The organism is Streptomyces globisporus (assembly GCF_003501885.1).
GTDB lineage: Bacteria > Actinomycetota > Actinomycetes > Streptomycetales > Streptomycetaceae > Streptomyces > Streptomyces globisporus_D.
The window spans coordinates 1-14,872 of record NZ_QWFA01000197.1 but is presented as its reverse complement, the minus strand read 5'-3'; the positions used below and the strand labels follow the sequence as shown (position 1 = coordinate 14,872).

The 14,872-nt window shown below is 70.7% G+C and carries 11 protein-coding genes and 2 pseudogenes; 8 read left to right on the top strand and 5 right to left on the bottom strand.

The window, feature by feature from the left end; all coding sequences use genetic code 11:
- A pseudogene (locus tag D3105_RS28035) lies at positions 1-204 on the bottom strand (hypothetical protein); the annotation flags it as partial.
- 228 nt (positions 205-432) lie between these two features.
- Between D3105_RS28035 and D3105_RS28030 the strand changes: the two are divergent.
- From D3105_RS28030 to D3105_RS28020, 3 genes and pseudogenes are all read left to right on the top strand, one after another.
- Positions 433-1,356: an SCO0930 family lipoprotein gene (locus D3105_RS28030; protein ID WP_118905770.1), complete on the top strand. Its 924-nt coding sequence runs from the start codon at positions 433-435 to the stop codon at positions 1,354-1,356.
- Between the two features lie 256 nt (positions 1,357-1,612).
- A complete protein-coding gene (locus D3105_RS28025; protein ID WP_118905769.1) occupies positions 1,613-2,431 on the top strand; it encodes an SAM-dependent methyltransferase in 819 nt (272 codons plus the stop codon).
- A pseudogene (locus D3105_RS28020) lies at positions 2,428-4,544 on the top strand (putative bifunctional diguanylate cyclase/phosphodiesterase). Before D3105_RS28025 ends, D3105_RS28020 begins: the two are co-directional and overlap by 4 nt.
- A 43-nt stretch (positions 4,545-4,587) precedes the next feature.
- Here D3105_RS28020 and D3105_RS28015 read toward each other — a convergent pair.
- Positions 4,588-5,484, bottom strand: a complete 897-nt coding sequence (locus tag D3105_RS28015) for a LysR family transcriptional regulator (protein WP_118905768.1) — start codon at positions 5,482-5,484, stop codon at positions 4,588-4,590.
- A 132-nt stretch (positions 5,485-5,616) separates the two neighbouring features.
- Between D3105_RS28015 and D3105_RS28010 the strand changes: the two genes are divergently transcribed.
- The 3 genes from D3105_RS28010 to D3105_RS28000 are packed head-to-tail and all read left to right on the top strand — an operon-like array spanning position 5,617 to position 8,979.
- Positions 5,617-6,285, top strand: a complete 669-nt coding sequence (locus D3105_RS28010) for a succinate dehydrogenase (RefSeq protein ID WP_118905767.1) — start codon at positions 5,617-5,619, stop codon at positions 6,283-6,285.
- A 1-nt stretch (position 6,286) separates the two neighbouring features.
- The gene (locus tag D3105_RS28005; protein WP_118905766.1) at positions 6,287-8,236 is read left to right on the top strand and encodes a fumarate reductase/succinate dehydrogenase flavoprotein subunit; all 1,950 of its coding nucleotides are present in this window, start codon (positions 6,287-6,289) and stop codon (positions 8,234-8,236) included.
- Positions 8,233-8,979: a succinate dehydrogenase/fumarate reductase iron-sulfur subunit gene (locus D3105_RS28000; RefSeq protein WP_118905765.1), complete on the top strand. Its 747-nt coding sequence runs from the start codon at positions 8,233-8,235 to the stop codon at positions 8,977-8,979. Before D3105_RS28005 ends, D3105_RS28000 begins: the two co-directional genes overlap by 4 nt.
- 66 nt (positions 8,980-9,045) lie before the next feature.
- On the opposite strand, the gene uvrA is transcribed toward D3105_RS28000, so the two are convergent.
- The gene (uvrA, locus tag D3105_RS27995) at positions 9,046-11,472 is read right to left on the bottom strand and encodes an excinuclease ABC subunit UvrA (RefSeq protein ID WP_118905764.1); all 2,427 of its coding nucleotides are present in this window, start codon (positions 11,470-11,472) and stop codon (positions 9,046-9,048) included.
- A gap of 68 nt (positions 11,473-11,540) precedes the next feature.
- A complete protein-coding gene (locus D3105_RS27990; protein WP_240647044.1) occupies positions 11,541-12,623 on the bottom strand; it encodes an MsnO8 family LLM class oxidoreductase in 1,083 nt (360 codons plus the stop codon).
- Between the two features lie 67 nt (positions 12,624-12,690).
- On the opposite strand from D3105_RS27990, the gene D3105_RS27985 reads away from it, so the two are divergent.
- A complete protein-coding gene (locus tag D3105_RS27985) occupies positions 12,691-13,179 on the top strand; it encodes an LNS2 domain-containing protein (protein ID WP_118905763.1) in 489 nt (162 codons plus the stop codon).
- On the opposite strand, the gene D3105_RS27980 is transcribed toward D3105_RS27985, so the two are convergent.
- The gene (locus D3105_RS27980) at positions 13,180-13,395 is read right to left on the bottom strand and encodes a dodecin (protein WP_118905762.1); all 216 of its coding nucleotides are present in this window, start codon (positions 13,393-13,395) and stop codon (positions 13,180-13,182) included.
- Between the two features lie 202 nt (positions 13,396-13,597).
- On the opposite strand from D3105_RS27980, the gene D3105_RS27975 reads away from it, so the two are divergent.
- Complete coding sequence (locus D3105_RS27975) at positions 13,598-14,860, top strand: extracellular solute-binding protein (RefSeq protein WP_118905761.1); 1,263 nt, start codon at positions 13,598-13,600, stop codon at positions 14,858-14,860.
- Positions 14,861-14,872 lie beyond the last annotated feature (12 nt).

Genomic DNA, 14,872 nt, shown 5'->3' with positions numbered 1-14,872 from the left:
TTTCGGCGGGGGCGGCGGCGGAGGCGGCTCCGGCTCGGAGACCGCGACGCAGCTCCCGTCGCCCGCCACGGCGATCGAGGAACCGCTCCCGTCCTGCCCGATCGAGGCCACCGCGCAGTTGTCGGCGGTCGCGGGCAGCGGTACGGCTGTCAGCCAGAGAAGTGCGGCGGCCGCCGTGAGCCGCGCGATGCGTGATCCGTACACGACGGGGAGCATGATCCACGCCACCGGAGAACACGCGGCCGGCGCAGGCGATTCGCCTGATCGTGCGGTTCATGGGTCATTCGTGTTTGCCGGGCCGGCCCGACCCGCCGAATTCTTCTCGGACTTCCTTTGAACGCGACCCCGTCGGCGTCCCGTACCTAGGGCCACGAACGGCGCGGTCCCGCGCCGGAATCACCAGCGCTACGACGAAGCACCACGGGAGTCGACATGAACACCTGGCGCAACGCCTCGCTCGCGGTCACCGCGGCGGCTCTGTTGACGCTCACGACGGCGTGCGGTCAGGAGCAGGGCGGCACGTCACCGAACGGCCAGGCGGTGGGCAACGCCGCCCCGGCCCAGCAGCCCGCCGAGAGCGGGTACGGATCGGCCGGCGGGGGATACGGCTCCGGGGCCGACGCGGAGGCGGCGGAACCGAAGGAGGCCGGCCAACTCGCCGTCCAGGAAAGCAAGAAGCTCGGAAAGGTGCTCACCGACAGCGAGGGCTTCACGCTCTACCGCTTCGACAAGGACACCGCGAACCCGCCGAAGTCGAACTGCGACGGCGACTGCGCCACGGCCTGGCCGGTGGTGGCGTCGGGCAACGCCGTTGCCGCGGCCGGCACCGACGAGGAACTGCTCGGCGAGGTCACCCGTCCCGACGGCACCAGCCAACTCACCGTCGACGGCTGGCCGATGTACCGGTACGCCAAGGACACCGCCCCCGGCCACCCGGACGGGAAGAAGGCGGCGAAGAACGCCGACAGCGAGGCGGTCGCCGAACCGGCCGATCCCGCGGGACTTTCCGTCCGCAAGGACCCGGAACTCGGCGACATCGTGGTGGACGGCCGGGGCATGACGGTTTACCGCTTCACCAAGGACTCCGCCTGGCCGATGAAGACGGCCTGCACCGGCGAGTGCCTCAAGAAGTGGCCGGTGGTCGCCCCCGTGGCCAAGAATGCGGTGGACGGTGTCACGACGAAGGGATTCGTCACCTTCGACCGCCCCGACGGCATCAAGCAGCAGACCATCGACTGCTGGCCGATCTACACCTTCGCGGGCGACAAGAAGCCCGGGGACACCAACGGGCAGGGCGTCGGCGGAACCTGGTACGCCGTTTCCCCGGATTCCAAACTCGTCGGCGCCGCCAAGTAGTCCCGGACTCCGCAGAACAATCGCCCAGGAGCCCCAAGTGGCCCCGAACCACCGGGAAACGGCGCCCGGAGTACCGGTCCGTCGCTGTCCGCACACGCGCAGCGACGGACCGGCCGGGTATGCCACCTGAGTGTGACCAATAGCGGATCGCCAATTTCCGTTTCCACTCGCTCTCTTGGCGGCCGATCAGTAGCCTCTGGTCAACACTGACCATGAACATGGCCGGATCGCCGTGGCGAACTTGTTGGAGACATCGATGGAGCGTCCCGCCTGGGCACCGCAGGGCATAGACATTTCGGTGCCGAGCGTGTCCCGCATGTACGACTTCTATCTGGGCGGATCGCACAATTTCGAGGTGGACCGGGAAGCCGCGCGCAAGGCCATGGAGTTCCTCCCGGGCCTTCCCAAGATCATGCAGGCCAATCGCGCCTTTATGCGCCGGGCCGTCCGCCACGCCGTCGACTCGGGCATCGACCAGTTCCTGGACATCGGCTCCGGCATCCCGACGTTCGGCAACGTCCACGAGGTCGCCCAGGCCGCCGACCCCGGCGCCAAGGTGGCGTACGTCGACCACGACCCGGTCGCCGTCGCCCACAGCCAGGCCGTGCTGGAGGGCAACGACCGCGCGGTGATCGCCGCCGCCGACCTGCGCCGCCCCAAGGAGATCCTGGCGAACCCGGAGATCACCGGACTGCTCGACCTGGACCGGCCGGTGGCCCTGCTGCTCGTCGCGGTGCTCCACTTCATCGAGGACGCCGACGACCCGCGCGGTGCGGTCGCCGAACTGCGGGAGGCCCTGGCCCCCGGCAGCCTGATCGTCCTGACCCACGCCTCGTACGAGGGCATCCCGCTGCCCAAGGAGGAGGCGGCCGGGACGGTCGGCGTCTACAAGAACATCCGCAACCCGCTGATCATGCGCTCGCACGAGGAGATCAGCCAGTTCTTCGAGGGCTACGAGATGGTCGAACCGGGACTCGTGTCGATGCCCGAATGGCGGCCCGACACCCCGCACTCGCCGGAGCAGGAAGACCCGTACGCCTTCTCGGGCTTCGGCGGGGTCGGGCGCAAGGCGTGAGCATTCCCGCCCAGGCGTCCGGAGAGCCGGACGCGGAACCCGACGGCCCCGAGGGCCGGCTCCGGAGATTCGCCAGAATCTGGAGCCGGGCCATCTTCCCCCTGACCGCCACCTCCCTGACCCGGCCGGAGTTCGAACAGCATCTGCTGCCCTTGGCACGCGAGCTGAACGGCATCCTGCACGCCCACCCCTTCGACGCCTCGCCCGCCCAGCGGATCGGCGCGGCCCTGATCGACGCGCACTGCACCGATCCGGACGCCCTCAGCTCCACGCTCGGCGTCGTCGACTCCTACCTCGTCCTCTACTGCGGCGGCAACGGACCAGGCCCGCTCTCCACCGAGGACGGCCGGGCCCGCTGCGCCCGCATCCAGCACACGCTGGCCGCCGGGTTCACCGGCGCCCTGCGCGAGCGAACCCTCGCCGAGCAGGAGGCCATCGCCCGCTCGGCGCTGACGGCCCGTTCGCACGCCGAAGAGGCCCTGCACGCCACCGAGGCCCGGTTCCGCGCGGTCTTCAAGGACGCCGCCATCGGCATCGGCATCGCCGACCTGGACGGCAACATCCTGGAGATCAACGACACGCTCACCAGGATGTTCGGCGGTCTCGAACACCACGTCCGCAGCCACAAGGTGAACGAGTGGGTCCACCCCGAGGACTCGCCCCAGGTGTGGAAGTACTACGACGAGCTGGTACGCGGCGAACGCGAGCACTACCGGGTCGAGAAGGCGTACTACCGCAACGACGGCACCGTCCTGTGGACCAACCTCACCGTCTCCCTGCTGCGGGACTCCGAGGGCCGCCCCGAGTACCAGCTCGCGCTGATGGAGGACACCACCGAGCGCCGGCTGCTCAACCTCCGGCTGCGGTACGAGGCCACCCATGACGCGCTCACCGGGCTACCCAACCGGACCCTGTTCTTCGAGCGCCTGGAGAAGGCCCTCACCGCCCAGGACGGCGTCCGCACGCCGCCGGTGACCGCCTCCTGGTCGAGGTCGCCGACCGGCTCCAGAGCTGCGCCACCGCGCCCGGCGAGATGGTCGCCCGGCTCGGCGGCGACGAGTTCGTCGCCCTGACCACCGGACCGGACACGGCCGAGGAGGTGCACGAACTGGCCGGCCGGATCCTCAACGCGCTCGCCACCCCGATCCGCCTCGACGGGCGCGAGCTCTCCGTCCGGGGCTCGATCGGCATCGTCGAGGGGCCGTCCGGGGAGCGCAGCGCCGCCGAGGTGCTGCGCAGCGCCGACATCACGATGTACCGGGCCAAGGCGGCGGGCGGCAACCGCTTCCAGCTCGCCGACGCGGAGGCCGACGCGCGCGCCATCACCCGGCACGGGCTGACCACCGCGCTCCCGGCCGCCCTGGACCGGGGCGAGTTCTTCATCGAGTACCAGCCACTCGTGCACCTCGGGGACGGCACGGTGCACGGCGCGGAGGCGCTCGTACGGTGGTGCCATCCGCAGCACGGGGTGCTCGGCCCCGACCGGTTCATCCCGCTCGCGGAGCACACCGGGCTCATCGTGCCGCTCGGCCGCTGGGTGCTGGAGGAGTCCGTACGGCAGGCGAACTTCTGGCAGGAGCGGCACAGCGACGGCGGGCCACTGCGGATCAACGTCAACCTGTCGCCGACCCAGCTGCACCATCCCCGGCTGGTCGCGGAGACGGTCGACGTGCTGGAACGTTCCGGTCTGGAGCCGGGAGCGCTCTGCCTGGAGGTGACCGAGTCCGCGCTGATCGGCGCCGACGACGATCTCCTCAAGCCGCTGCGGCAGCTCGCGGAGATGGGCGTCGACATCGCGCTCGACGACTTCGGCACGGGCTACTCGAACCTGGCCAACCTGCGCCGGCTGCCGGTGAGCGTGCTCAAGCTGGACCGTTCCTTCACCCGGGGCATGCAGCAGCACCCGGCGGACCCGGTCGACCTGAAGATCGTCGAGGGCATCGTGTCGCTCGCCCACAGCCTGGAGCTGGCCGTCACGGTGGAGGGCGTGGAGACGGGCGCACAGGCCGAGCAGCTGCGCCGGATCGGCTGCGACACCGCCCAGGGCTGGTACTACGCCCGCCCCGGGGCCCCGGACCGCATCCACTCCCTGCTGCTGGCGGACGCGGTCTGAGCGGTCGCCGGGCGGGGACCCCCGCCCGGCCGCCGGGCCCACGTCAGCCGGGTACCGGCCGGTGCTCCAGCAGCATCCGCTGGAGTTCGCGCGCGGCCCGCGGCGGGTCCACGTCGCTGCGGTGCGCCAGCGCGATCGTGCGCCGCAGCCCGCCCCCGGCCAGCGCGGTCCTGCGCAGGTCGTGGCCCGCCCGGGCGGCGACCATGCTCGGCACAACGGCGATGCCGAGCCCCGCCCGTACGAAACCGAGCACCGCGTCCATCTCGCCGCCCTCGACGGTGAACGTCGGCTCGAAACCCTCCGCGCGGCACGCGGCGAGCGTCAGCTCCCGCAGGTTGTACCCGTGCCGGAACATCACCAGCGGCGCCCCCTCCAGATCCGCGATCCGGATCGAGCCGTCCCGCCCCGGCGGCGGCTCGGTCGCCGCGGAAACCACCACCAGGTCCTCCCGCAGCAGCTCCACCGTGCTCAGCGCGGGCGAGGCGGCCGGCAGCGGCAGGACCACCAGCGCCAGATCGAGCGCTCCGCGCGCCAGTTGACGTACGAGGTCGTGCGAGCCGCCCTCCTCCAGGAGCAGCCGCACCCCCGGGTGCCGGTCGTGGAAGGCGCGCAGCAGGTCCGGCAACAGCCCGGTGCACAGGCTGGGCGTCGCCCCCAGACGCACCCGGCCGCTGCGCAGCGAGACCAGCTCCTGGACCTCGTGGCGCGCGGTCTCCGCGTCGGCGAGGATCCGCCGGGCCAGCGGCAGCAGCGCCTCGCCCGCGTCGGTGAGGGTGATGTTGCCCCGGGCCCGGCTGAACAGGTCCGCGCCCAGCTCCGCCTCCAGTGCCCGGATCTGCTGGGAGAGCGAGGGCTGCGACACATGCACCGCCTCGGCGGCCCGGGTGAAGTGCCGGGCCTCGGCGACGGCCACGAAGTAGGTGAGCTGCTGGAAGTGCATACGCCGACGATAAACCTCACCGATAGGCTCTTCCTATGGAGATCAGCCGGACCATGTCTTGGACTGATCAGGTCCTCCGCCCCTACCGTCGTGTCCATGGCATTGGCAACGCGGACGGACCGACGGCCGTCGATGACGCGTACGCTCTGGGACTCGACCGTCGGCAAGAAGACGATCATGGCCGTGACCGGTCTGTTCATGCTCGGATATCTCGTCGCCCACATGGTGGGCAACCTGAAGATCTTCTTCGGACCCGGTGAGTTCGACGGGTACGCCCACTGGCTGCGCACCATGGGCGAACCGATCCTGCACTACGAGTGGGCGCTCTGGATCGTCCGCGTGGGGCTCGTGGCCGCCGTCGTCCTGCACGGCGTCTCGGCGTACCAGCTGAGCCGCCGCGACATCAAGGCGCGCCCCGCCAAATACGTCCACAAGAGGCCTCGCGCGAGCTACGCCACCCGGACCATGCGCTGGGGCGGCATCATCCTCGCGCTCTTCATCTTCTGGCACATCCTCGACCTGACGACCGGCACCGTGCACACCAGCTTCGAGGCCGGGCACCCGTACCAGAACGTCATCGACACCTTCTCCACCTGGTACGGCAACGTCATCTACATCGTCGCGGTGCTCGCCATGGGCCTCCACGTCCAGCACGGATTCTGGAGCGCCGCGCAGACGCTCGGCGTCGGCAACGCGACCCGCGACCGCCTCCTGAAGACCCTCGCCAACATCCTCGCGGCGGTGCTGACCCTGGGCTTCATCTCCGTACCCGTCGCCGTCATGACCGGAGTGGTGAGCTGACATGGCCGACTACACGCAGTACCGCACGGGCGAGCCCGCCGTCGACACGAAGGCCCCCGAGGGCCCCGTCAACGAACGCTGGGACACCCGCCGCTTCCAAGCCAAACTCGTGAACCCCGCCAACCGGCGCAAACACACGGTCATCGTCGTCGGCACCGGCCTGGCCGGCGGCGCGGCCGGCGCCACCCTCGCCGAACAGGGCTACCACGTCGTCCAGTTCTGCTTCCAGGACTCACCCCGGCGCGCCCACTCGGTCGCCGCCCAGGGCGGCATCAACGCCGCGAAGAACTACCGCAACGACGGCGACTCCATCCACCGGCTGTTCTACGACACCGTCAAGGGCGGCGACTTCCGCGCCCGGGAGTCCAACGTCCACCGGCTCGCCCAGATCTCCGTCGAGATCATCGACCAGTGCGTCGCCCAGGGCGTCCCCTTCGCCCGCGAGTACGGCGGCCTCCTCGACAACCGGTCCTTCGGCGGCGTCCAGGTCTCCCGTACGTTCTACGCGCGCGGCCAGACCGGACAGCAGCTCCTCCTCGGCGCCTACCAGGCGCTCTCCCGGCAGATCGCCACCGGCGGCGTCGAACTCCACGCCCGCACCGAGATGCTGGACCTGATCGTGGTCGACGGAAAGGCGCGCGGCATCGTCGCCCGCGACCTCGTCACCGGGAAGATCGACACCTACTTCGCCGACGCGGTCGTCCTGGCCACCGGCGGCTACGGCAACGTCTTCTACCTGTCGACCAACGCCATGAACTCCAACGCCACCGCGATCTGGCGGGCCCACCGGCGCGGCGCCTACATGGCCAACCCCTGCTTCACCCAGATCCACCCCACCTGCATCCCGCGCACCGGCGACCACCAGTCCAAGCTCACCCTGATGAGCGAGTCGCTGCGCAACGACGGCCGCATCTGGGTCCCCAAGGCCAAGGGCGACACCCGCCCGGCCAACCAGATCCCCGAGGACGAGCGCGACTACTACCTGGAGCGCATCTACCCCGCCTTCGGGAACCTGGTGCCCCGCGACATCGCCTCCCGCGCCGCCAAGAACGTCTGCGACGAGGGGCGCGGCGTCGGCCCCGGCGGGCAGGGGGTCTACCTGGACTTCGCCGAGGCCATCCAGCGCATGGGCCGCAAGGCCGTCGAGGCCAAGTACGGCAACCTCTTCGACATGTACCAGCGGATCACCGACGAGGACCCCTACACGGTCCCCATGCGGATCTATCCCGCCGTGCACTACACGATGGGCGGCCTCTGGGTCGACTACGACCTCCAGACCACCATCCCCGGCCTCTTCGCCATCGGCGAGGCCAACTTCTCCGACCACGGGGCCAACCGGCTCGGTGCCTCGGCCCTCATGCAGGGCCTCGCCGACGGCTACTTCGTCCTGCCCTCCACCATCAACGACTACCTCGCCCGCAACCCGCACACCGAGAACGTCGACGCCGGACACCCCGCCGTCGCCGAGGTGGTGGCGGAGACCGAGGACCGCATCAACCTGCTGCTCTCCGTCGACGGCGACCGCACCCCCGACTCCTTCCACCGTGAGATCGGTGAACTCATGTGGGAGTACTGCGGAATGGCCCGCACCGAGGACGGCCTGCGCCAGGCGCTCGCCAAGATCCCGGAGATCCGCGAGGAGTTCTGGCGGCGGATCAAGGTCCCCGGCACCGGCGAACAGTTCAACCAGTCGCTGGAGAAGGCGAACCGCATCGTCGACTACCTGGAGCTCGCCGAGCTCATGTGCCTCGACGCCCTGCACCGCGCCGAGTCCTGCGGCGGCCACTTCCGCGAGGAGTCCCAGACCCCGGACGGCGAGGCCGAACGGCGCGACGAGGAGTTCTCCTACGCCGCCGCCTGGGAGTTCACCGTCACCGGCGGCGCCCCCGTCCTGCACAAGGAAGACCTCGTCTTCGAGTACGTCCACCCCACCCAGCGGAGCTACGCATGAAGCTCACCCTGCGCGTCTGGCGTCAGCGCAACGCCGAAGAGCCCGGCGCCATGGCCACCTACGAAGTCGACAACATCTCCGCCGACATGTCGTTCCTGGAGATGCTCGACACCCTCAACGAGGAACTCACCCTCGCCGGAGACGAGCCCGTCGCCTTCGACCACGACTGCCGCGAGGGTATCTGCGGCGCGTGCAGTCTCGTCATCAACGGCGACGCCCACGGCCCGGAGCGCACCACCACCTGCCAGCTCCACATGCGGTCGTTCTCCGACGGCGACACGATCGACGTCGAGCCCTGGCGCGCCTCCGCCTTCCCGGTCATCAAGGACCTGGTCGTGGACCGCTCCTCGTTCGACCGGATCATCCAGTCCGGCGGCTACATCTCCGCCCCCACCGGCACCGCCCCGGACGCCCACGCCACTCCGGTGCCCAAGCCGGACGCCGACTTCGCCTTCGAGCACGCCGAGTGCATCGGCTGCGGGGCCTGCGTCGCCGCCTGCCCCAACGGCTCGGCGATGCTGTTCACCTCGGCGAAGGTCAACCACCTCAACGTCCTGCCGCAGGGCGCCCCCGAACGCGAGACCCGCGTCCTGGACATGGTGGCCCGGATGGACGAGGAGGGCTTCGGCGGCTGCACCCTGACCGGCGAATGCGCCACGGCCTGCCCGAAGGGCATCCCGCTGCCGTCGATCGCCGCGATGAACAAGGAGTGGCTGCGGGCGACCCGTAAAGTCCGCCGCTGACGCGGGAGTCGATCCCGTACGGACCCGGGTTCGCCCCCGGAGTCGTACGGGATCAGCCGCGTACGGTCAGCGCCGCAGTGCCTTCGCCAGATACGGCGCCGTACGGCTCCCGGCGGTACGCGCCACCTCCGCCGGGGTGCCGGCCGCGACGATCCGGCCGCCCCGGTCCCCGCCCTCCGGGCCCAGGTCGATGACATGGTCCGCGCCCGCCACCACGGCCATGTCGTGCTCCACGACCACCACCGTGCTCCCGTCGTCGACCAGCGCGTGCAACTGCCGCATCAGCACCTCCACATCGGCCGGATGCAGCCCCGTCGTCGGCTCGTCCAGCAGATACAGCGTGTGCCCGCGCCGGGTGCGCTGGAGCTCCGCCGCCAGCTTGATGCGCTGCGCCTCGCCGCCGGACAGTTCGGTGGCGGGCTGACCGAGCCGCAGATAGCCGAGCCCCACGTCCAGCAGGGTCCTCAGAGCGCGCTCGGCGGCGGGCGTCCCGGCGAAGAACGACGCCGCCGACTCCACAGTCAGATCGAGGACCTGGGCGATCGTCAGGCCGTCCAGGGTGACGTCCAGCGTCTGCGGGTTGTAGCGAGCACCGTGGCAGTCCGGGCAGGGCGCGTACGTGCTGGGCAGGAACAGCAGCTCCACCGAGACGAAACCCTCGCCCTGGCAGGTCTCGCACCGCCCGCCGCTCACGTTGAACGAGAACCGCCCCGCCCCGTAGCCGCGCTCCCGGGCCGTCTCCGTCCGCGCGAACAGCTTCCTTACGGAGTCGAACAGGCCGGTGTACGTCGCCAGATTGGACCGGGGCGTACGTCCGATGGGCTTCTGGTCGACCTGTACGAGCCGGTCCACCGCCTCAAGACCGGTGGCGGAGGCGCAGAACCGCTCGCCCGCCCCGGTCGCCTCCTCGCCCGCATGCCGGTCAGCCAGCACCCCGGCGAGCACCTGGCCGACCAGGGTCGACTTGCCCGAGCCGGACACCCCGGTCACCGCCGTGAAGACCCCGAGCGGGAACGCCGCGTCGACGCCCCGCACATTGTGCCGCTCCACGCCGGTGAGCCGGATCCATCCGGACGGGGTGCGCGGCTCGCGTACCGGCGCGGGGTCCCGGCCGTCCTCGGGGAACAGGAAGCGGCGCGTCGCCGACTCCGGGACCTGGGCGAGCCCCTCCGGCGGACCGCTGTGCAGCACCCGCCCGCCGTGCTCCCCGGCCAGCGGGCCCACGTCCACCAGCCAGTCCGCCCGGCGCACCACGTCCATCTGGTGCTCCACCACGAAGACCGAGTTCCCCGCCTCCTTCAGCCGGCCCAGCACCCCGAGCAGCGCCTCGGTGTCCGCAGGGTGCAGCCCGGCCGACGGCTCGTCCAGGACGTACACGACGCCGAAGAGTCCCGACCGCAACTGCGTGGCCAGCCGTAGCCGTTGCAGCTCGCCCGAGGACAGCGTCGGAGCCGTGCGGTCCAGGCTCAGATAGCCGAGGCCCAGCTCCGTCACCGTCCCGATCCGCGCCAGCAGATCGGCCGTCAGCACCCGGGCCGTCTCCTCGCCGCCGGCGCCCGCCCCGGCCAGCACCTCCGCCAGCACGGACAGCGGCAGCCCGGCCAGCTCCGCGATGGTCCGCCCGGCGAAGGTCACCGCCATCGCCTCGGGCCGCAGCCTGCTCCCGCCGCACACCGGGCAGGGGGCGCTGGTCAGGAAGCGCTCCGCCTTCGCCCGCAGTGACCGGCTCTTGGTGTCGGCGAAGGTGTGCAGCACATAGCGCCGCGCGCTCATGTACGTGCCCTGGTACGGGCGTTGGATCCGGCCCGCGTCCCGCACCGGATGCACCGTCACCACCGGCTGCTCGTCGGTGAACAGGATCCACTCACGGTCCTTCGGATCCAGCTCCCGCCAGGGCCGGTCGACGTCGTAGCCCAGCGCGTCCAGCACATCCCGCAGATTCTTCCCCTGCCACGCCCCCGGCCAGGCGGCGATGGCCCCCTCCCGGATCGACAGCGAGGGGTCGGGGACGAGCAGTTCCTCGTCCGTCCGGTGGATCCGCCCCAGCCCATGGCACTCCGGGCACGCCCCGACGGCGGTGTTGGGAGAGAAGGAGTCGGAGTCCAGCCGTTCGGCCCCGGGCGGGTAGTCGCCCGCGCGGGAGAACAGCATGCGCAGCGAGTTGGAGAGCGTCGTCACCGTTCCGACGGACGACCGGGCCCCCGGGGCGGAGCGCCGCTGCTCCAGCGAGACGGCGGGCGGCAGCCCGGTGATCTCCCCGACGGCGGGCGCACCCACCTGGTGGATCAGCCGCCGGGCGTAGGGGGCCACGGACTCGAAGTACCGGCGCTGGGCCTCCGCGTAGAGGGTCCCGAAGGCGAGGGAGGACTTCCCCGATCCCGACACGCCGGTGAACACGGTCAGGGTGTCGCGCGGGATGTCGACGCCGACGTCCTTGAGGTTGTGCTCGCGGGCGCCGCGCACCCGGACGTACGGATCGTGGGGGGAGTGCATGGGGCTCGGCTCCGTACGGGTGGGGTTCTGGTGTCCGGCGGACAGCCCGGGGGACAAACAATCCGATTCTAGGCGTCGGCGCCGGTGACGGCCCTGCCGGACCCCGCCGCACGGCTCACGGCGTACGAGCTCGGGCCACGCTCGTCGCCCCGGGCCCGCGGGCGGGCGATACGGGCGAGCCGCCGCAGCGAGTCCGCCAGCGCCTCCCGGTCGTACGTACTCGTCGTGACGAGCACCTCGTCCGCCCCGGTCTCCTCGATCGCCCGCTCCAGCTGGGCGGCCACCTGTTCCTCGGTGCCGTGGATGTGGCCTTCGAGCCCCTGCTCGTACAGCGACCGCTCCTTGGCCGCCATGGGCAGGGCCTCGACGCGCTCGGCCGGGGCCAGCGGTGGGAAGTCCCCGTGCGTACGGGAGTAGGCCATGGCCCACGCCTCCGGTACGAGCAGTCGGCGGGCCGCCTCCTCGGTGCCGGCGACCGCCACCGTGCCCGCGACGATCACCTCGGGGTGCTTGGCGCGGACCGACGGGCGGAAGTCGCGGCGGTAGACCTCGATGGCGCGCAGCACCTTGTCCCGGCCGCGCAGGTCGCCGATGACGAGGGGGAGCCCGGCTGCCGCGGCGACCGACGCGCCCTCGCCGATCGCGAGTACGTACGCGGGAATCCGCAGGCCCTCCGCCGGATGGGCGTGCACCCCGGGGTGGGCCCGCTGGGTGCCGTCGATCCAGCCGAGCAGCTCGGCCAGCCGCCCGGGGAAGTCCTCGGCGTCCTCCTTGCCGTGGCCGAGCGCCCGGCGTACGCCGTCGGTGAAGCCCACGGAGCGGCCGAGCCCCATGTCGATCCTGCCGGGAAAGAGGGAGGCGAGCACCCCGAACTGCTCGGCGACGACCAGCGGCCGGTGGTTGGGCAGCATCACTCCGCCGGTGCCGACCCGGATGGTGGAGGTCGCGGCCGCGACGGCGGCGGCCAGCACCGTCGGCGCGGACCCCGCGACCCCCGGCACACCGTGGTGCTCGGAGACCCAGAAGCGATGGAAACCGAGCGCCTCCGCCTCCCGGGCCAGATCCACGGTGTCGCGCAGCGCCCGGGAGGTTTCGTACCCCTCGCGGGTGCGGGAACGGTCCAGGACGGAGAAGCGGGTCGACGCGATCACAGAGCTCACGCCCTGTTCAACGCACTCGCTCCGCAGGGATTCCCGAGGGGCTTCCTAAGCTGGGGGAGTGGACGACGACGCACGGCCGCTGGCCGTATTCGACCTGGACAACACGCTCGCGGGCACGGCCCACCGGCAGCACTTCCTGGAGGGCGCCAAGCGCGACTGGGCCGGCTTCTTCGCCGCGGCCGTGGACGACCCGCCGCTCCCGGAGGGCGTGCGGATGGTGCACGCGAACGCCGAGGAGTGCCGCATCGTCTATCTGACCGGACGCCCCGAGCGGTGCCGCCGCGACACCGTGCGCTGGCTGAGCCGCCAGGGGCTGCCCGAGGGCACGCTGTTCATGCGGCGCAACGACGACCGGCGCCCCGCCCGCCGGACGAAGCTGGACATCCTCCGGCGGCTCGGGCGAGCGGGGCAGGTGCGCATGCTCGTGGACGACGACGAACTCGTCTGCGATGCGGCCGAGGTGGCCGGATTTGCCGTGGTGCGGGCCCGCTGGGCTGATCCGTCAGAGGCGCTGAAGGAGGCCCAGGAGCGCGAGGGGCGTACCTGATCAGCCGTTTTCGTCGAGCCGAAAGCCCACCTTCAGGCCGACCTGATAGTGCGCGATTCGGCCATCTTCGATATGGCCGCGAACTTGATTAATCTCGAACCAATCGAGATTGTGCAACGTTTCCGCCGCTCTTGCGACGCCGTTCCGGATCGCCGCGTCGACGCCCTCGTCGGAGGTTCCTACGATCTCGGTGACCCGATAGGTGTGATTCGCCATTGTTTGTCTCCTCTCCTGTGACCACGGTGCCCCAATCCGGGGCGTCCCGCGAGGGGGAGGGCGGGGCGAATCGGGGCAGGCGTCCGCCTTGACCTACCCATTGGTCCATACCAAAATTCAGCCAACCACCCGTGCGAGCGCCGCCCGCAATCCCCCCACACCGGGTCCGATTTCGTTGTGCCGTTTCGCAGAAGGTGACCACGTGAAGAACCGCATACTGGCTGGAGCCATCGCGCTTGTCTCGACCGTCGCACTCGGTGGATGCGGCTACATATCGGGCTCGGGCGGCGGTGACCGCACAGTGACGGTCTGGCTGATGAAGGACAGCGTCTCGCCCGGCTTCCTGGACAAGTTCACCCGCTCGTACGAGGAGGAGAACCCCTCGATCGAGCTGGACTTCCAGATCCAGGAGTGGAGCGGCATCGGTCCCAAGGTCATCTCCGCGCTGGAGGGCGACGACGCCCCGGACGTGATCGAGGTCGGAAACACGCAGGTCGCGCAGTACGCGGAGAGCGGCGGCCTGCGGGATCTGACCCTCGAATCGATGCGCGACCTGGGCAGCGAGGACTGGCTGCCCGGCCTGGCCGAGCCGGGCAGCATCAACGGTGTGCAGTACGGCATCCCCTGGTACGCGGCCAACCGGGTGGTGATCTACAACAAGGACATCTTCCAGGAGGCGGGCATCGACGCCGTCCCGAAGACACGCGCCGAGTGGATCGCCGCCACCGAGAAGCTCAACAACAGCGGAAACCAAGGCATTTACCTGGCCGGCCAGAACTGGTACGTGCTCGCCGGATTCATCTGGGACGAGGGCGGCGAGCTCGCCGACGAGAACGGCGGCGACTGGCAGGGCGCCCTGGACACTCCGGAAGCCCTGGCGGGCATGGAGTTCTACCGGAAACTCCAGGCGCTCGGCGACGGCCCCAAGGACGCCGACGAGGAGAAGCCCCCGCAGACCGACGTATTCGCCGATGGGGACGTCGCCCAGATCATCTCGGTGCCGGGCAGCGCCGCGCTCATCGAGCAGAAGAATCCCGAACTCAAGGGAAAGCTGGGCTACTTCCCCATTCCCGGCAAGACCGCGAAAGCGCCCGGTTCGGTATTCACCGGCGGCTCCGACCTCATCGTCCCGAAGAACGCCGACGAGCGCAGCGCGGGCATCGCCGTCGTCAAGGCGCTGGCGAGCGAGAAGTGGCAGACGGAGCTGGCCCGGGGCATGAGTTACGTCCCCAACAAGCCGAACCTCGCCCATGTCATCGAGGGCGACGAGGGCACCGCGGCGATGGCTGAAGGCGCCACCCGCGGCCGCGCCACCCCCAACTCGGCGCAGTGGGCCAGGGTCGAGGCGGAGAACCCCATCAAGCCCTACATGACGGCCGTGCTCCAGGGCGGCGACCCGGCCCGCGAGGCCAAGACCGCCTCCGAGCGCATCACCGCCCTGCTCACCGGTACCGGTACCGGCTGACCCCGCCCGGGG

What these genes read in the sequence shown, in the direction of transcription:
- D3105_RS28025 (WP_118905769.1), top strand. Translation starts at nt 1,613, where the DNA reads ATGGAGCGTCCCGCCTGGGCACCGCAGGGCATAGACATTTCGGTGCCG.
- D3105_RS27980 (WP_118905762.1), bottom strand. Translation starts at nt 13,395, where the DNA reads ATGGCGAATCACACCTATCGGGTCACCGAGATCGTAGGAACCTCCGAC.
- D3105_RS28005 (WP_118905766.1), top strand. Translation starts at nt 6,287, where the DNA reads ATGGCCGACTACACGCAGTACCGCACGGGCGAGCCCGCCGTCGACACG.
- uvrA (WP_118905764.1), bottom strand. Translation starts at nt 11,472, where the DNA reads ATGCACTCCCCCCACGATCCGTACGTCCGGGTGCGCGGCGCCCGCGAG.
- D3105_RS28030 (WP_118905770.1), top strand. Translation starts at nt 433, where the DNA reads ATGAACACCTGGCGCAACGCCTCGCTCGCGGTCACCGCGGCGGCTCTG.
- D3105_RS28015 (WP_118905768.1), bottom strand. Translation starts at nt 5,484, where the DNA reads ATGCACTTCCAGCAGCTCACCTACTTCGTGGCCGTCGCCGAGGCCCGG.
- D3105_RS28000 (WP_118905765.1), top strand. Translation starts at nt 8,233, where the DNA reads ATGAAGCTCACCCTGCGCGTCTGGCGTCAGCGCAACGCCGAAGAGCCC.
- D3105_RS28010 (WP_118905767.1), top strand. Translation starts at nt 5,617, where the DNA reads ATGACGCGTACGCTCTGGGACTCGACCGTCGGCAAGAAGACGATCATG.